This window comes from Pseudoalteromonas sp. OF7H-1, assembly GCF_022347825.1.
GTDB classification, from domain to species: domain Bacteria; phylum Pseudomonadota; class Gammaproteobacteria; order Enterobacterales; family Alteromonadaceae; genus Pseudoalteromonas; species Pseudoalteromonas maricaloris.
The window spans coordinates 363,293-380,609 of the sequence record NZ_JAKRFX010000003.1; the positions used below are offsets into that span (position 1 = coordinate 363,293).

The following is a 17,317-nucleotide window of genomic DNA, read 5'->3' on the forward strand; positions in this document are numbered from 1 at the left end:
AAGTCACCAACGCTCAATTGCCAATTTCTACTTTTTATAAAGTACTTATTTAGACGCAGGCGAAATCGGAAATGGTTTAAAAGAGTTGAAAAAAATTTTACTTTTTTATTTAGCAGCAAAAAGTGGAGCCTGACGCTCCACTAAGGAAAGTTACTCAGCGCTTTTAGCTTCACTCTCATCGGCAATTTGGTAGGGTTTATAGTGCCAGCCCTTAAAGACCAATGTCGGCTTTTGTCCCGGAGGCTGTACGCCAATACCTGCATTTTTTAATGCTTGATCAAAGTGGATCCCTGTACCACCGGTACCAGTAATCGATGCCCCTCGAACTGTGCCGTACAATTGCCCACTGCCATTCAACAGAATAGAAGTTAACGGTGAATAAATGGCAGCATATAGTGACGATGCGCCGCTAAATACAAAACCATTAGGACCATCAAATGAAGAATACACACTAAATACCGGCAGTTTGCTCTTCTTGGTTAAGCCTTCTTGCTCAGCAATAACCTTAGCACTTGCGCCAATAGAAACTTTGCCAGTGGTGAACACGGTCAGAGAACTTTCTTTTTCTATCCAGATATGGGTATCGCCAGTTAATGTGAGGTCACCATCAATCAACCAAATCACATCGCCACCTGAGATCTTGATTTTGCCATCCGATCCTAACTTCAACCCTTTAAATGGAAATGCGAGCTGCGTTTTTTCTGTCGCTGTGCCGAGATTCTGATCTACCCCTTGGAACAAATAAATGGTGTGCTCTTTTGCAACATACACACTCGAGCCATTACGTTCATACACTGCCTGTTTTGGTTTAAAGTGTAAGATTTGTTGCGCGCCTACATTTAGAGGAGTGAATCGATTACGAGGATCGATAATGCTATCCATATTAAAAGGCAACGCCAAAGGATCACACTCTTTATTAGGCTTTGCAGGGTCATAGTCGGGAGAATCTGGATCGTACACTTTTACCGGCTCAACCACTAAGTCAGCGACTCTAAATTTAGCATCGGAGTAATGCACACCATCTTGAACTTGCAAGCCAGTATCTTTGAATTGACCACTGCCAGTATATTGAATATCGAACGCATCGCCACTTTGGTTTATGATCTCAGCGCCCCACTCCATTTTCGCGTCACCCATGGCACGCACATAACCTTGGACCTTGCCGCCTCTATGCGTAAAAAAGCCGCGGCTGTAGACATTACCTTCCACTCTAATACCGCTTGATGACGGCGAAATATCTACCCCTGTATTTGACCTAACGTCACCCAAAATCGGTGAAGAACCTTTTAAGTAAATCACACCAGATGCTTCAACATCGCCTTTAATCGGAGAGTGGCCTGATAGCACCACATCTGCATCGCCTACCACAGTGTGTACATCACCATCATGGCTTTTTGTTTCTTCGTAAGTGCCTTTCGATGAGTCGTAGCTATCGACAGAGCCACTACCAGATAGATTCACCCCTTTACAGCCAGTCACCGCATTTTGGAATATGGACTCTTTCGCCGCTGGCTGTAACTCAAAGCGCGCAACTAGCCGATGGTTCGCGTGCTCACCATGACGTTGACCTAAGCTTTCGATTTCAAACTCATTGCCATTGGCATTAACCGAGATCTGATATTGCGAATCAGGAACTGCACCGCTACCCGTTTTGTTTATACCATTTATCAGCACATTGACGTCTTGCGGATTGCCACTTAACGCCGCATCCAGCTTTTGACGATACTCTCTGATCCCTTGTTCAGCCACTAATCTTGCATTAATGTCTTTTTGGAAGTTACCACTTAATCTTTCTTGTACAACACCTTCCTTGAGGGAAGCGAATACCACAACGCTAGCCATGCCGCCGAGCAGCATCACTTTAACCAGTGTAAAACCTTGTTGTTGTTTCATTGTATTAGCTACCTAATCCAGCGTAAAAATTCATCTGTATGCCTGCACCGTATTGTGTCGGAAAACTACTACCCTGTATTGTGACTGTAATTAACTGACCACTGGCATCGGTTGCAAATGTGAGTCCAGTTACCCCCTTCAAAAGATTGATATCACCCGTGCCGCGATCGCACACTAAATACCCATCTTGTAAAAAATAGCGCTCAGTGTAGTCAACCATGGGGACACTGCCATCACAAGCGGGGACCCCTGCCAATTGGCGGATCGTAATATCGGTCGCCGTCACAGTAGGGACTTCCTGAGTTTGCTTGATGCTGCGCATCATCACTCGATTGGTATAGCGAACAATCTCTTGCGATGTTGCAAGCTGCTGGCTTGTCGTCACCGTTTCTTTTATCGACGTGTACGACGTTGCAATCCCCATAACCAATACCAACCCCACAACCATAGCAACCATGAGTTCCAGTAAGGTATACCCATTTATCTGTTTCATGAGCCCCCTCCTGCCGGCGGAGAACAAGTATCCGCAACCTCTGGGTAACTGGTAGTTAAAGAAATTTGGTTTTCAGCAGGGTTTTTTACTCGCTTATCTTCCCAGTTCACCGTAAGCTGCATGTTATTGCTATAGGTCGCAGGCAACACTAACGTAAAGCGACTATCCGCAGGATGCAGCTGTTGAATAAGTGGATTGGCGAGCGTCATATCATTGTTGTTATGTTGCAATTCACATAACAACGGCCATATTCTCTCAATTGCGTTTTGACCATGAATTAACGCCATTGTGTATTGAAAGCTATTGGAGGCAAACTGTAATGACTTAAGCTGCGTCGCAGCCAAACCAAGCAACATTAACCCAGCCACCAACATCGACACCACGACCTCAATGAGAGAAAACCCCTTACTTAACTGCAATTTTGTTCCGCCTCAGCTAACCAACTTTGACCGCTAACCAGCACACATAAACGATAATCCTGGGTATCGGTAATGTTGTCGGTGATCAATATATTGTTTGTCTCCAGCACTTCGCCACTTTCACGTACAACTTGGTCAGCAAGAGCAACTTCTATCGAGCTATGTTTAATGGAAAACCGCCCCACTTCGGTCAGTTGGCCATTTTCATTGGTTTTCACAACCCAGTCGCTGTCCTCAACGACCAGTGACACCTGCTGCTCACGTCGAACCGCTTCACTGCGGGCCAAGCGGTATACCGCCTGCAGTTGGTTAGCATGCGTCGTGAGTCGGTCTTGCTGAATTTGTTTTATAAAACTGGGCGCTGCTACAGAAGCCAATATTGCAAGTATTGCCATGGCAATAAGCAGCTCAAGCAAGGTAAATCCTAAATTTCTATTGCCAGCAATCATTGTTCTTCGGTCCCTGTTCACCAAGATGATTGATACTTAGTGCACCACACTTATCAGTCGCCTGTGCTTTTCCTGCTATTGGCGTGGCTGTAAATTGGTATCCCAAGTTACGGTATTGCCCAACTGCGCCATTTGGTTTATCAATGGGAATATATTTAAACGTGTAAAATTTAGATTCCGGCAGATCTGTAAGTAAACTCGCATCAGGATAGCCACTATTGCGGCTGTATATGCGTTCGATCACCCCCGCCATTTCCAACATTTGCTGCTGTGCTTGCGAACGACGCCCGTCCTGAACGTATTCCACATATGACGGATATGCCACGCTGGCTGTGATCGCCACTATTGCAACGGCAATTAATAGCTCCGTAAGCGTAAAACCTTTATTTACAGACATTTAATTATTCCACCACTAAATTGATAGCGCTGTCATTTTATTCCACTTTATGACAGACAAAAGACAAAGAAAAGGATTAACCTATAATATGTAAACATAACATGGAGCGAAAGTTTCTAAAAAGGAAACTTATTACACCACATTACAACAGTATTACCTTTTGATATAAGGCAAACTTTGAGCGAGAGGATCATCCATGTCACACCTTAAATTGGTATGAATAAGATTATTATTATGATTTTCTTCGAGGGGTTACTTAATTCAACCTAAGATTGGGATAACAACAAAGCTAATATTTTTAAATTCAATACATTCAGCATTAAGAACATCTGTTAGCTAAGCTTTTACTATCCGGTATACGGGCGCATTTAGGTAAATTAAGTGAATAAAAAGCCGTGCATAAAAATACACGGCTTTTTTAAGCTCAATTAAAAATTAAGCTTCAGCAATTACGATTACTTTGATCGTAGCTGTAACGTCAGAGTGTACTTGGATAGCTACATCGAACTCGCCAGTCTCACGGATAGTACCAAGAGGTAGACGAACTTCTGACTTAGATACCTCAACACCTACTGCAGAGATAGCATCAGCAATATCGCGAGTACCGATAGAACCGAATAGCTTACCTTCGTCACCCGCTTTAGAAACTAGAGTTACTTCAGCTAGTGCTTCTAGTTTTTCAGCGCGTGCCTGTGCAGCAACTAGCTCTTCAGCGATTTTCGCTTCAAGCTCAGCGCGACGTGCTTCGAAAGTTTCAATGTTAGATTTAGTTGCAGGAACTGCTTTACCCTTAGGGAATAAGAAGTTACGTGCGAAGCCAGATTTAACATTAACCTGATCACCTAGGCTACCTAGGTTTGCAATTTTGTCTAGTAGAATAACTTGCATGTCTCTACACCTTTTAAAAACTAGTAATCAGCTGCTTACTTGTGTAAGTCAGTGTATGGAAGAAGGGCTAGGTAGCGAGCACGCTTGATAGCAGTTGCTAGCTGACGCTGGTATTTAGCGCTAGTACCTGTGATACGGCTAGGTACGATTTTGCCACTTTCTGTTACGTAGTTTCTAAGAGTAGCCAGATCTTTGTAATCAATTTGTTGTACGCCTTCCGCTTTAAAACGGCAGAACTTACGACGTCTGAAATAACGTGCCATGAGTAATTTCCTCAATTAATTCTTTCAATATGTTGTGCGTGCAATACCAGCTGACTCAAGCCATTTCGGCTCTCGTGGCGATTTATAAAACCGCGAACTTGTAATGCTTGCCCAACGTATAAATGCTCAGTTTGGTTTCGGAACTGTTCTCCACTGGCAACCACTTGAATACGCACGTAGGCATTTCGAGTAAGGTCAGCCTCTAATTGCATTGATTTGTGCTCAAGTACAAATATGCAATGTGGGATCCCAGCTGGGCTTTGACTAAATTTAGGTGTTTTACAAATCACGCCCGAAAGCAGATATTGATTGGTATACAGGTCAACCTGATTACTCACCATTACCTCGAAAGGTTAGTCAAATCCGAAATCAACAACGATTAAGCAGAAGCTGCTTCTTTTTTCTCTTCTTTTGCAAGAGGAGACGCTTCAGTTACCGCGTTTTTAGTACGCATAACTAGGTTACGAAGCACTGCATCGTTGTAGCGGAAAGAAGTTTCAAGCTCGTTGATTACTTCAGTTGGTGCTTCAACGTTCAATAGAACATAGTGTGCTTTGTGAAGCTTTTCGATTGGGTAAGCCAGTTGACGACGACCCCAGTCTTCTAGACGGTGAATAGTACCGCCAGCTTCAGTGATAGCACCAGTATAACGCTCGATCATACCAGGTACTTGCTCACTTTGGTCTGGGTGAACCATGAATACGATTTCGTAATGACGCATGGATATTCCTTACGGTTAGTATAGCCTTGTCCCGTTTCGGCCAGTCGGGGTAAGGCAAGGAACGATAATAGTAAGGCCGAAAGAGCGCGTATTTTACGCGTAGCATTAAAATTAAGCAATCAGTTTGTTATGAAAAATTGGTGGAATAAGACTATATCTGCAAGGTTTTTTTAGAGTGATTGAAAAACAAGGATATTTAGGAGAGTTGGAGCGGCACACGAGGTTCGAACTCGTGACCTCGACCTTGGCAAGGTCGCGCTCTACCAGCTGAGCTAGTGCCGCATCACAATATTTAGCTCTGAATTTGTCGGTAACTACGCTAGGTCGCGTCCTTACCTGTAGCAGCTGAGCTAGTGCTGCGTCATATTTTTTAGTTTATACACCTAAAGTAAGTGTTTGGAGCGGCACACGAGGTTCGAACTCGTGACCTCGACCTTGGCAAGGTCGCGCTCTACCAGCTGAGCTAGTGCCGCATCACATTTTTTAGTTTATACACCTAAAGCAAGTGTTTGGAGCGGCACACGAGGTTCGAACTCGTGACCTCGACCTTGGCAAGGTCGCGCTCTACCAGCTGAGCTAGTGCCGCATTCCATAGTTAGCCCATTATGTTGTCGGTAATTACGCAAGGTCGCGTTGATTACCTACTGCAGCTGAGCTAGTGCCGCATCACATATTTAGCTCTGGATTTGTCGGTAACTACGCTAGGCCGCGTCTTTACCTGTAGCAGCTGAGCTAGTGCCGCATTTCATTTTTAGTTTATACACCTAAAGCAAGTGTTTGGAGCGGCACACGAGGTTCGAACTCGTGACCTCGACCTTGGCAAGGTCGCGCTCTACCAGCTGAGCTAGTGCCGCATTCCATAGTTAGCTCATTATATCGTCGGTAATTACGCAAGGTCGCGTTGATTACCTACTGCAGCTGAGCTAGTGCCGCATTCCGATATAGCTCTTAGTTTTCCGCTGGGCGCAACCTTGAGGTCGCGTCTAACGTTTTAGCAGCTGAGCTAGTGCCGCATCACAATATTTAGCTCTGTATTGTTCGGTAACTACGCTAGGTCGCGTTTTACCTGTAGCAGCTGAGCTTATACTGCTTTAATAATGCTCAAGACCCCCCGCAAGGCTTGTCATCTCAAGCGGGGCAGGATTCTACAAGATAAAATTTGCTTTGCAAGTGTTTTTTAAACTTTGAAGAATTTTTCTTGGTAAACTTTCAGCTCCATGATGGAGTCTTTGATATCATCCAGTGCTAAGTGAGAGCTTTTTTTCTTTATCTCACCCAATAGCTCAGGCTTCCAGCGTCTCGCAAGTTCTTTTATCGTACTGACGTCCAAATTGCGATAGTGGAAATAAGCTTCTAGCTCTGGCATGTATTTGTTGAGGAATCTACGGTCTTGACCAATAGAGTTACCACACATTGGAGAAGCACCTGGCGGCACCCACTCTTTAAGGAAATCTAGTGTTTGCTTAACTGCATCTGCTTCCGTGAACTTACTCGCTTTACAGCGAGCAGTCAGACCTGAGCGACCATGTTGATTGGTGCACCACTCATCCATATTGTCCAACAGCTCATCACTTTGATGAATTGCCACTACTGGACCTTCAGCTAAAACATTGAGATCACCGTCTGTGATCACCGTCGCGATTTCTAAGATTTTATCTGTTTTCGGTTCTAGCCCCGTCATCTCTAGATCGAGCCAGATCAAGTTTGATTCATGAAAAGTCATACTTTACCTTAGCGGTACTTTCCTTTAGATCCAATGCAATTAGATATATCATATTAGTTTAAACACTCGACCTAAAGCTTTTTTTACCATGCGCGGCGTTTTATTGATTTATAGCCTAAATTTGAACGCTCTGCACGCCTAAGCTTAAACAGATTATAAACATGGCAAAGAAAAAGAAACTCAGTAAGGGCCAATCCCGTCGGATTAGAGCCAATCATCAGAAGCGAATCGATAAAGCGAAAGAGACAGAAGTATCTGATGTTTCATGGCAAAACGACAACTTAGGGCCAACAGAAGCCGCAGTGGTGATCAGCCGCTTCGGCCAACATGCGGATATAGAAACCACAGACCAAGAGGTTTTGCGTTGCAATATCCGTCGTACCGTAACAAGCTTAGTTTGCGGTGATGAAGTCATTTTTCGTCGTGCCAAGGTCAGTGATGGTGACTTAGCCGGCGTAATTGAGGCTGTACATGAAAGGCGCACACAGCTCACTCGTCCGGATTTTTATGACGGTGTTAAAGTTGTCGCTGCGAATATTGACCAAATATTGATGGTGTCGGCCGTTGTGCCCGAATTTACCCCTCAAATCATCGATCGCTATTTAGTCGCGTGTGAGGATATGGGGATAGAGCCGATTTTATTACTCAATAAAATTGATTTGCTTGACCAAGAAAGCCTCGAATATATTGATGAAGTCTTAGATATATATCGTGAGCTTGGTTATCGCGTACTGTTAGTCAGTACAAAATCAGGCGAAGGCATTGACGAGCTAAAACACATGCTTGAGGACAAAAATAACATTTTTGTTGGTCAATCAGGGGTTGGCAAATCAACGTTGGTCAATACCGTACTGCCCAATGCAGATATTCTCACCAAAGAAGTCTCCGAAAATAGTGGCTTAGGGCAACATACAACCACAGTATCGCGCTTACACCACTTACCGTCCGGTGGAAACCTGATCGACAGCCCTGGGATCCGTGAGTTCGGCCTATGGCACTTAGACGTGGAACGCGTCACTTGGTGCTTTAAAGAATTTAGAGAGTTTATTGGCGGCTGCCGCTTTAGAGACTGTAAACACCTGAACGATCCGGGATGCTTACTTCGTGAAGCCGTAGATGAAGGTAAAATCAGCGAATTACGTTTTGAAAGTTACCATCGTATTTTAGAATCTATGGCCGATGGCCGCGCAGGTGCGCGCGCGCCTAGAGTCTGATAATATTTGCTAAATTGGCTCAATGACTTGAGCCCGATAGCCACTTCGCAATACAAAAAAGCGAAAGTGACAAGACTAATAATTAGGAACTGTTAAAAGTGAATTTGGATAAACTAAAAATTGCCATGCAATATGCATTACCTAAACATGCGGTTTCTCGTTTGGTTGGTAAGCTTGCCGCAGCAGAAGCTGGCGCCTTAACCACAAAGCTAATTAAGCTGTTTATCAAACAATATAAAATCGACATGAGCGAGGCATTGCACGAAGATCCAGCTCACTATAAAACCTTTAACGAGTTTTTTACCCGTCCACTGAAGCCGGGGATCCGCCCTTTGGCAGAAGAGAGCGATATCCTTGCCCACCCAGTTGATGGTGCAATCAGCCAACTTGGTGATGTCGTCGATGGTCAGATTATCCAAGCTAAGGGTCACAACTACAGCTTACAGACGCTGCTAGGCGGTAAAGAAGAAGACGTTGCGCCTTATGTTGGTGGTAAGTTTGCAACGATTTATCTAGCACCGAAGGATTATCACCGTATCCACATGCCGGTTGATGGTACACTTCGTAAAATGATTTATGTACCGGGCGACTTATTCTCAGTAAATCCACTTACCGCGCAAAATGTGCCTAATTTATTTGCTCGTAACGAGCGAGTTGTTGCTATTTTTGACACTGAGATTGGTCCGCTTTCTATGGTATTGGTTGGTGCAACTATCGTCGCGAGTATTGAGACGATTTGGGCCGGTACAGTGACACCACCAGCCGGAAGAGATGTCTTTACTTGGACATATCCAGCAGAAGGTGACAACGCGATAACGCTGAAAAAAGGCGAAGAGATGGGTCGCTTTAAACTTGGCTCTACCGTGATCTTAGCGTGGGGGGCAAATAAGGCTGAGTTCTTAGATGGCCAAAACCCAGAGACCGTCACACGCATGGGTACGCCTTTCGCAAAAATAGCAGAGTAGACTAATTGGTATTAGTGGCTTGAAACTATCTCAAGCCACAACATTCACACTCGGGGTTTTTACTGAGCCCATACAGCTTTTGCTGCAAACTCATACCCTCTAGCGTACAAAATACACTTCCTTGATGATGTCCAAGTAGCACATTTATGGTCAATAAAGCTTGCTGCGCGCCGATCACTCCCAGTAATGGACTAATGACGCCAAAGTTGTCACAACTCTCCACTGGTGTTTGCGAACCCTCAGGGAAAACGCAAGCATAACAAGGTGACTCAGCCCTAAAATCAAAGCACATGAGTTGGCCTTGTGTAGCGATAGCAGCGCCTGCTATCAACAACTTGCTCGCTTGATGACAATACCTATTGAGCAAATAACGGGTAGTAAAGTTATCGCTGCAATCCAAGACAATATCGGCATCACGGAGCAACTCGGCGACGTTCTTATCAGTCAGTCTCGCATTTATTGGTACTAGTGCGATCTCGTTATTAAGACTTGCCAGCACCTTTCCAGCTGCTTTGGCTTTTTGCTGGCCAAGGTGGTTCACCTTATACAGAATTTGCCTTTGTAAGTTAGACAATTCCACGTCGTCGTCATCAACAAAAGTAAGCTTACCAATGCCACTCGCCGCTAAGTAAAACAACGCAGGGCTTCCCAGCCCACCGCAGCCAACCACAGCCACATGCGCCTGTTTCAATGCGAGTTGGCCTTGCTCACCGACCTCTTTTAACAGCAAATGGCGACTATACCTCAACCGCTCTTTGTCATTGAGTTCAGTCATGTTGCGCCATAGCTTGCTTTAATTCAAGTACAGCCTGTTGTGGATCTTGGGCTTCAGTGATGGCTCTTACAACCGCAATACTAGATACGCCAGTTGCAGCCACTTCTGGCACGCGACTAAGATCAATGCCACCAATAGCGACGGTTGGATAGCTACTTTGCATCAAAGGTACAAAATGTGTCAGCTTTTCCAGCCCTTGGATTTGGCCGGTCATGTCTTTAGTCGTGGTTGGGTAGATAGCACCAAAAGCCAAATAACTTGGGCGATAGTTATGTGCCCGGAGCATTTCATAAAAACCATGGGTTGAAATACCTAAGCGCAGCCCTGCCTCTTGGATGACAACAAGATTAGCTTTATCGATATCCTCTTGGCCTAAATGAATTCCATAAGCGCCGTGTTTAATCGCTAACTGCCAGTAGTCGTTAATAAACACCTTCGCATCGTATTTTTGTCCAAGTGCAATGGCGGTTTGTATTTCAGCTTCAAGATTAGCTTGCTCTGGATCTTTAATTCTCAGCTGCACCGTATCGACACCTAATGCGAGACATTTTTCCACCCAATCAGCGCTGTCCACCACGGCATAAAGGCCAATAGGGTCGTCAACGCTGGCAAAGCCTGCGGCAAAATTAAACTCCTCAGGTAATGCAAACTCTAGTTCATCAGCAAGCCAAGAGCCCGCTTCTATCACTTGCGGGTAATCATTGAGATCAACAGGAAAACTCGTATGCGCAACAGGGCCCACGCCTTCACCATAACGTATCGCCGCTTTTAGCCCTGCATTGATGTATGCCTTAGCGAGAATAAAAGCATCTTTAAATGGGTACTCCTTGGCCATACATGCCGCGATCACTGACGATAAACTACACCCAGTACCATGGCTATGCGGTGTTTGAATTTTCTCATTGCCAAGCCAATACTCGGTATCATCCGCTAAGCCATAATCAATGCAGTAGCCTTTTGGGTAATCCCAATGACCGCCTTTAATGATCACCGACTTTGCACCGAATTCACGCAATTTGGCAGCAGCCTCTTTGACAGCATCAGGACCTATCAAATACACGCCTGTCAGCAGCTGAGTTTCATGTGTATTGGGTGTAATGATATCCACCAGCGGTAATAAATGGGTTTTTAACGCATCCACCGTGTCTTCTTCGGTTAATGAATCCCCGCTCGTCGCGATGGCTACTGGATCATAAACCACAAGCGGCGGCTTTTCCCATGTTGCTTTATAATGCTCGAGGTGTTCAGCAATCAGTTGGATCTGCTGAACATTGGCGAGCATGCCAATCTTTATCACCGTTGCAGGCATATCTTGCGAAAGCGCCGTCAGCTGAGATTCGATAACCGTGGTCGAAACCGGGTTTAACGCTTCCACTCCTAAACTATTTTGCGCCGTCAACGCAGTTACTACGGTACAACAATGAACATTAAAGCTCTGCGTTGCTTTGATATCCGCTTGAATACCAGCGCCGCCGCCAGAATCAGAACCCGCAATACTCCAAACGATGTGTGACAAAGAGAACTCCTTATGTAGTTATCCGCAATTCAAGTTAGTTTGCGTGCCAAAAAGGCATGCCTAAGGTTGGCGTAGAAGGTGATGCCACCTCTTTTTGTGGCATTGCTTTTGCCAAATAAGATAGACGCCCTGCAACCGTGCTGGCTTCAAACGCTTTTGCCATGGTGATAGGACAGCCCGCCCCTGCCACTGCCGAATTCAATAGTACGGCATCATAACCCAGCTCTAGAGCTTGGCAAGCATGAGACGGCAAGCCGAGTCCCGCATCAACAATCAAGGTTTGATGGGGCAAACGTGTGCGAATGGTTTGCAGGTTATATGGATTTAACAGCCCTTTTCCCGTACCAATTGGTGCGCCCCAAGGCATTAAAACTTCACAACCAAGTGCATCTAAACGCTGACACAGCACCAAATCATCAGTGCAATAAGGCAATACCTTAAACCCGTCTTTTAGCAAAACCTCGGTGGCTTCGAGCAGTGCGATTGGATCTGGCTGTAAGTTATATTCATCACCAATGAGTTCAAGTTTAATCCAATCCGTGGCAAACACTTCCCGGCACATCTGCGCCAAGGTCACCGCTTCTTTTACGCTGTGACAGCCTGCCGTATTTGGTAAGACTCGTAGTCCCATCTCTTTGATAAGCGTCCAAAAGTCATCACCCGCCTGCTTAGTTTGCTGGCGTCTCAGCGACACAGTAACAATTTCAGCACCCGAGGTGGCGATAGCCCCCTGCATTACCTCTGGAGAAGGATAAAGTGCTGAGCCAATTAACATGCGGCTAGTAAATTGTTCACCATAAATAGTGAGCTTAGTATCAGTCAAAGACTGCATATTTATCCCCCTTGAATTGGCGATAAAAGCTCAATCTTATCGCCGTCGCTCAATGTCACGCTTGGCAGCTCCGTGCGGGAAACAAAAGTACCATTAAGCGCGACGGCAAAAGGCGGCTTGGCACCTCTGGCTTCAATAAATTCCTGAATATTTTGCTCGCGGTTGATATTAATCGTTTCGCCATTAAATTCGACTTTCATAATAACTCCTTAGATAGTGCTTGTTTCACGATAAGCGGTGCCAGCAGATAACCGTGTCTATATAAGCCATTGATACTGATCACATTACCTTGTTGCTCAATTTTGGGGTGATTATCTTTAAAGGCAGGTCTAAGCCCTGCTAATAAAGACAATACTCGCGCTTCGGCAAACCCACGATGAACCGAATAAGCAGCAGAGAGTAATTCGAGTGTAGAACGTACCGTTATCTCACCATTATCTTGCGACTCAATTTCCGTCGCACCAATAACAAACTGATGGTCTGGCTTTGGCGCAATGTAAATGGGGTATCTTGGGTGCATCAAGCGCACAGGTCGAGTCAAGGTCACTTCTGGGGCATAAATTCTCGCCACTTCGCCGCGTACGCCACGAAGCCCATTACACGAGGCTTTCGCACCAAGACCACGACAATCAATTACCCAGTCATACGCTTGACTAAGCTGCGCCTTTTGCCCTTCATCACAATGGACACCGTAGTTAATCTCTACCCCTTGCTTCGTCAATGTTGCCGCACTACTTTGATAAAACGCCTGATTATCAAGCTGGCCTTCGCAAGGTAAATACAAGCCTTGATGGAAGACACCACCAAGCTCTGGTTCAAATTGTGCGATCTGAGTACCATTTACCACTTCCGCGCTATGATCTCTTAACGGTTTTAAGCGCTGCTGAAAACTCACTAAATCACCACGGTCTTGACCATGTGCCACAATAAGAGAGCCTTGCTGCTGGAAAAATACCGGGCTTTCCAGCTTCGCCAGTAATTGTGGCCACAGTTTCATGGACTCCAGCCCTTGCAGCGCCAATGCTTCATCGCATATCACAGACTCAGCCAACGGCGCTAACATGGCCGCCGCCACACTACCTGCTGAGCTCTCCGTACCTTGCTTTGCTTGTTCAAATACGCTGATTTGATAACGCTCAGCGAGCATCAATGCAGCGATGCGCCCAGTTAAGCCAAAACCCAAGATAGCAACACGTGCTTGAGTAGACATAGCTACACTCCTAAAATTAACCACCCGACGGGCATCAAGGTGGCTATGATGGGATGAGTTATACCAATTTGCTTTATTAAGTGATCTATTTTGAGGCAAGAAAATCTTGTCGATAACAAGGCAAAAGTTTTGCTATTTAGTTGTTCTAAATAAGAAACTTTTAACGCAGTTAGCGTCAGATTTACTCCCTCAAATTGAGCAAGTATTAAGACAAAGTGGTATCATAAGGCTTTGTGGTAAAGCTCAGAGCCTGATTGCTTAAACTCTTCTGATTTTGCTTTCATCTCGGCTTCAACATCCACCATTTTAATGCTGATCTCTTCGCCTACATTATTAGGATCAATGCCTCGCGCTTCTAACTCTTTTGCATAGTCACGCACATCCTGAGTGATCTTCATCGAGCAGAATTTAGGACCACACATAGAGCAGAAATGAGCGACTTTGCCCGACTCTTGTGGCAAGGTCTCATCGTGATATTCACGAGCACGCTGCGGATCTAGACCGAGATTGAACTGATCGTGCCAGCGGAACTCAAAACGCGCTTTAGACAAGGCATTGTCACGAACTTGAGCGCCCGGATGGCCTTTCGCCAGATCCGCTGCATGCGCCGCGATCTTGTAGGTGATCAAACCTTCTTTTACATCTTCTTTATTCGGTAAGCCTAAGTGTTCTTTTGGTGTCACATAGCACAGCATCGCACAACCATACCAAGCAATTTGCGCCGCACCGATCCCAGAAGTGAAGTGATCATAACCCGGAGCGATATCGGTTGTGAGTGGACCAAGCGTGTAAAACGGTGCTTCATCGCAGTGCTTTAGCTGCTCTTCCATATTCTCTTTGATCATATGCATCGGCACGTGTCCTGGGCCTTCAATAAAGACCTGAACATCGTGTTTCCACGCAAGCTTAGTTAACTCACCAAGGGTACGCAGTTCGCTAAATTGTGCTTCGTCATTGGCATCGGCAATAGAACCCGGACGCAAGCCATCACCTAACGAGAAACAAACATCGTATTGCTTTAAGATTTCACAGATGTCTTCAAAGTGCGTGTAGAGGAAGTTTTCTTTGTGATGCGCTAAACACCACTTCGCCATAATTGAACCACCGCGAGACACAATACCCGTCACGCGTTTCGCCGTCATTGGCACGTAACGCAGTAGTACTCCCGCATGGATGGTAAAGTAATCCACGCCTTGCTCAGCTTGCTCAATCAAGGTATCGCGGAAGATCTCCCACGTTAGATCTTCGGCAACACCATTCACTTTTTCTAGTGCCTGATAGATTGGTACCGTACCGATAGGCACTGGAGAGTTACGTACCACCCACTCGCGGGTTTCATGAATGTAACGCCCTGTCGACAGATCCATTACGGTATCTGCACCCCAGCGAGTCGACCATACCATTTTTTCCACTTCTTCTTCGATAGAAGAGGTCACTGATGAGTTACCAATATTGGCGTTAACTTTGACTAAGAAGTTACGTCCGATGATCATCGGCTCAGTCTCAGGGTGATTGATATTGTTTGGTAGTACGGCACGGCCACGGGCAATTTCATCACGCACAAATTCAGGCGTAATAAACTCAGGAATACTGGCTCCAAACGATTGGCCTTTGTGTTGCTGCGCGAGTAATTCTTCACGCAACTTAGCGCGTCCCATATTTTCACGGATCGCCACATATTCCATTTCAGGCGTCACTATGCCTTGGCGGGCGTAGTGCATTTGCGTGACATTTTTACCCGCCTTAGCACGGCGAATTTTAGGTAAATGTTCAAAGCGGATATGATCAAGTCCTTCATCCGCCATACGCTGCTGAGAAAACTGTGACGTCACCGACTCTAGCATTTCGGTATCATCACGCTCAGCTATCCACGCCTCTCTAAATTTAGGAAGACCAGCACGAACGTCAACCGGCACTTCAGGATCTGTGTATGGACCTGAAGTATCATAAACACGAATGGGATCGTTTGATTCAAATACCGGATTTTCTTCGGTGCCACCGACAAACGAATCACTTAGTGTGATCTCACGCATACCAACGCGTACGCCTGCTTGTTCACCCTCCACATAAACTTTATGTGAGTTTGGAAAAGGTTGGCCTTTAAGGTTATGGATAAATTCTGCCGCGGCTGCTCGCGCTTCACGACGACTTAGCTTGCTACTATTGTTTGACATGACGTCCCTCTTGTTTTCATACAAAGGTGTCTTGTCAGATCTCCAACAGGAGAGAGACGAGGATAGTCCTCGGGTAAGGTGGATAGCAATAAACTACTATTGCTACAGACAAACGCAGCGCGTTTGCTGTCTTGTTCCCTACGCAGGCATTAACCTGATCAGGTCCACGGATCCCGCAAAATGCGATCTCAGCCCGACTATCTGCAACAAATTTGCTGCAAAAATTCAAGGCACTCCGACAAGTAACGAATTAGCGCCAGTCTACTTGCTAACACGAAAGCTCGCAAGCACTGACACTGGAATTCTTATTTTCAGCTTATTGTTTAATAAAACTAAACTGAGGTTTTCCTTTTAAGGTCAACTTATTAGCATTTACTTCAAGCAAGACACCAATTTGTAATTGGTTAATAAGCTGCGATTCAACCTGAGCGATTTCTTCACCACAGTACTTACGCGTCATGCCTAAGCTTTTAACTTTTAACTGCCCTTCGACAATTTCGCCTTCGCCAAAAAAGCGATTACAACCCGCAAAACCATTGACTTGCAGTGCATCGATAAAACGAATATCAATAGGCTTTTCACCAAGTCCAGCGTCTGATTGTAATTGCGTAATATGTTGGCCATTAATACTCTGTAACTGCCAAGCGGAATACTTAAGCGCTTCCGTGTCTACCTTCCCTGTCGATATACATCCACTAAGCGCCATTATTGCGCCGATTATGCTGATGAATTTCATGGTAAACCATCTATTTTATGCCCTGAGTTTATTATAACGTTTCAAGATACAAAAATAGCAGTAAAATTCTGTAAAAATCACTCAATTGAGTATTTTACCGTCGCCATGTTTACATATCGTAGTATTTAGGGCCTGACTTGAAAGATAAACAGGCCCTAATTAAATAAGTGTGTAATAGCGTCTGGTAAAAACGGTCTACCGCGCTCATTCACCGAAGTTCCAGTGACCACAGCATCAAGCATGAGTTTATTGTCATGCGCTCTTATCACTTTTTGCTTAAATGCAAACTTTACTCTGCTTTCACGCTCAAGTGCGACTTCAACATAAAACTCATCGCCTGGACGTAACGAGTCTTTGTAATTCATTTCGCTACGAATAACGACTAAGTTCACTTTTTGCTCTGCAAGCGCTGCAAAATCAACGTTATTCGCCAATAAAAACTCATGTCTTGCATGCTCTAAATAATTAAAATACACGCTGTTATTAACTATTCCCTGTAAGTCACACTCATAGTCTCGGACTTTAAAATCAACTTTAAAACTCATATCTGGCCTATTTGTTTAACATTTGCGGGCTAACATATAACACAATTTCACTGTCAACTGGTCTGGCTTTTGTTAAACTGTGCCCAATTAAAAATGGGACAAAG

General features: G+C 45.0%; 20 protein-coding genes, 4 tRNA genes and 1 riboswitch. Of the genes, 2 read left to right on the forward strand and 22 right to left on the reverse strand.

Annotation, left to right across the window (positions count from 1 at the left end):
• Window positions 1-150 precede the first annotated feature (150 nt).
• The 14 genes from MHN30_RS05730 to orn form a co-directional block, all read right to left on the reverse strand.
• On the reverse strand, window positions 151-1,893 hold the full coding sequence (locus MHN30_RS05730; RefSeq protein WP_239358894.1) for a polymer-forming cytoskeletal protein: 1,743 nt from the start codon (window positions 1,891-1,893) through the stop codon (window positions 151-153).
• Window positions 1,894-1,897: 4 nt separating this feature from the next.
• Window positions 1,898-2,386 carry a prepilin-type N-terminal cleavage/methylation domain-containing protein gene (locus tag MHN30_RS05735; RefSeq protein ID WP_010607094.1) on the reverse strand — a complete coding sequence of 163 codons (489 nt, stop codon included), beginning with the start codon at window positions 2,384-2,386 and terminating at the stop codon, window positions 1,898-1,900.
• Complete coding sequence (locus MHN30_RS05740; protein ID WP_130164928.1) at window positions 2,383-2,805, reverse strand: prepilin-type N-terminal cleavage/methylation domain-containing protein; 423 nt, start codon at window positions 2,803-2,805, stop codon at window positions 2,383-2,385. Before MHN30_RS05740 ends, MHN30_RS05735 begins: the two co-directional genes overlap by 4 nt.
• Window positions 2,796-3,254 carry a GspH/FimT family pseudopilin gene (locus tag MHN30_RS05745; protein ID WP_130164929.1) on the reverse strand — a complete coding sequence of 153 codons (459 nt, stop codon included), beginning with the start codon at window positions 3,252-3,254 and terminating at the stop codon, window positions 2,796-2,798. The genes MHN30_RS05740 and MHN30_RS05745 overlap by 10 nt, the downstream gene beginning before the upstream one ends.
• Window positions 3,238-3,651 (reverse strand): type IV pilin protein, encoded by a 414-nt coding sequence (locus MHN30_RS05750; protein ID WP_239358896.1) that lies wholly within the window; start codon window positions 3,649-3,651, stop codon window positions 3,238-3,240. The genes MHN30_RS05745 and MHN30_RS05750 overlap by 17 nt, the downstream gene beginning before the upstream one ends.
• Window positions 3,652-4,086: 435 nt before the next feature.
• On the reverse strand, window positions 4,087-4,539 hold the full coding sequence (gene rplI / locus MHN30_RS05755; protein ID WP_010368808.1) for a 50S ribosomal protein L9: 453 nt from the start codon (window positions 4,537-4,539) through the stop codon (window positions 4,087-4,089).
• 35 nt (window positions 4,540-4,574) lie between these two features.
• The gene (gene rpsR / locus MHN30_RS05760) at window positions 4,575-4,802 is read right to left on the reverse strand and encodes a 30S ribosomal protein S18 (protein WP_002962753.1); all 228 of its coding nucleotides are present in this window, start codon (window positions 4,800-4,802) and stop codon (window positions 4,575-4,577) included.
• Window positions 4,803-4,813: 11 nt separating this feature from the next.
• Window positions 4,814-5,143: a primosomal replication protein N gene (gene priB, locus MHN30_RS05765; RefSeq protein WP_010368809.1), complete on the reverse strand. Its 330-nt coding sequence runs from the start codon at window positions 5,141-5,143 to the stop codon at window positions 4,814-4,816.
• Between the two features lie 38 nt (window positions 5,144-5,181).
• A complete protein-coding gene (rpsF, locus tag MHN30_RS05770) occupies window positions 5,182-5,523 on the reverse strand; it encodes a 30S ribosomal protein S6 (protein ID WP_010368810.1) in 342 nt (113 codons plus the stop codon).
• Between the two features lie 206 nt (window positions 5,524-5,729).
• Window positions 5,730-5,805: transfer RNA gene (locus MHN30_RS05775), tRNA-Gly, on the reverse strand.
• A gap of 115 nt (window positions 5,806-5,920) precedes the next feature.
• Window positions 5,921-5,996: transfer RNA gene (locus tag MHN30_RS05780), tRNA-Gly, on the reverse strand.
• Between the two features lie 37 nt (window positions 5,997-6,033).
• Window positions 6,034-6,109 (reverse strand) — tRNA-Gly (locus MHN30_RS05785).
• Between the two features lie 192 nt (window positions 6,110-6,301).
• Window positions 6,302-6,377: transfer RNA gene (locus tag MHN30_RS05790), tRNA-Gly, on the reverse strand.
• 323 nt (window positions 6,378-6,700) lie between these two features.
• A complete protein-coding gene (gene orn / locus MHN30_RS05795) occupies window positions 6,701-7,246 on the reverse strand; it encodes an oligoribonuclease (RefSeq protein WP_010607090.1) in 546 nt (181 codons plus the stop codon).
• Window positions 7,247-7,407: 161 nt separating this feature from the next.
• Here orn and rsgA point away from each other — a divergent pair, with 161 nt between their 5' ends.
• Window positions 7,408-8,460, forward strand: coding sequence for a small ribosomal subunit biogenesis GTPase RsgA (gene rsgA / locus MHN30_RS05800; protein ID WP_010607089.1), 1,053 nt, complete (start codon window positions 7,408-7,410; stop codon window positions 8,458-8,460).
• Window positions 8,461-8,558: 98 nt separating this feature from the next.
• The gene (gene asd, locus MHN30_RS05805) at window positions 8,559-9,425 is read left to right on the forward strand and encodes an archaetidylserine decarboxylase (RefSeq protein WP_039494070.1); all 867 of its coding nucleotides are present in this window, start codon (window positions 8,559-8,561) and stop codon (window positions 9,423-9,425) included.
• Between the two features lie 25 nt (window positions 9,426-9,450).
• Here the strand turns inward: asd and MHN30_RS05810 are convergent, their stop codons facing one another.
• From MHN30_RS05810 to MHN30_RS05845, 8 genes are all read right to left on the reverse strand, one after another.
• Window positions 9,451-10,200, reverse strand: coding sequence for a HesA/MoeB/ThiF family protein (locus MHN30_RS05810; protein WP_130164939.1), 750 nt, complete (start codon window positions 10,198-10,200; stop codon window positions 9,451-9,453).
• Entirely contained in the window at window positions 10,193-11,716 is a 1,524-nt protein-coding gene (gene thiE / locus MHN30_RS05815; RefSeq protein WP_239358898.1) for a thiamine phosphate synthase, read from the reverse strand. Before thiE ends, MHN30_RS05810 begins: the two co-directional genes overlap by 8 nt.
• Before the next feature lie 34 nt (window positions 11,717-11,750).
• Window positions 11,751-12,548 carry a thiazole synthase gene (locus MHN30_RS05820; RefSeq protein ID WP_239358900.1) on the reverse strand — a complete coding sequence of 266 codons (798 nt, stop codon included), beginning with the start codon at window positions 12,546-12,548 and terminating at the stop codon, window positions 11,751-11,753.
• Between the two features lie 2 nt (window positions 12,549-12,550).
• Window positions 12,551-12,748, reverse strand: a complete 198-nt coding sequence (thiS, locus tag MHN30_RS05825; protein WP_010368823.1) for a sulfur carrier protein ThiS — start codon at window positions 12,746-12,748, stop codon at window positions 12,551-12,553.
• Window positions 12,745-13,758: an FAD-dependent oxidoreductase gene (locus MHN30_RS05830; RefSeq protein WP_239358902.1), complete on the reverse strand. Its 1,014-nt coding sequence runs from the start codon at window positions 13,756-13,758 to the stop codon at window positions 12,745-12,747. The genes thiS and MHN30_RS05830 overlap by 4 nt, the downstream gene beginning before the upstream one ends.
• 221 nt (window positions 13,759-13,979) lie before the next feature.
• The gene (thiC, locus tag MHN30_RS05835) at window positions 13,980-15,932 is read right to left on the reverse strand and encodes a phosphomethylpyrimidine synthase ThiC (RefSeq protein ID WP_239358904.1); all 1,953 of its coding nucleotides are present in this window, start codon (window positions 15,930-15,932) and stop codon (window positions 13,980-13,982) included.
• 118 nt (window positions 15,933-16,050) lie between these two features.
• Window positions 16,051-16,180, reverse strand: a riboswitch (TPP riboswitch).
• A 68-nt stretch (window positions 16,181-16,248) separates the two neighbouring features.
• On the reverse strand, window positions 16,249-16,668 hold the full coding sequence (locus MHN30_RS05840; protein ID WP_239358906.1) for an META domain-containing protein: 420 nt from the start codon (window positions 16,666-16,668) through the stop codon (window positions 16,249-16,251).
• A gap of 155 nt (window positions 16,669-16,823) precedes the next feature.
• Window positions 16,824-17,213: an acyl-CoA thioesterase gene (locus MHN30_RS05845; protein WP_045962603.1), complete on the reverse strand. Its 390-nt coding sequence runs from the start codon at window positions 17,211-17,213 to the stop codon at window positions 16,824-16,826.
• Window positions 17,214-17,317: the final 104 nt, after the last annotated feature.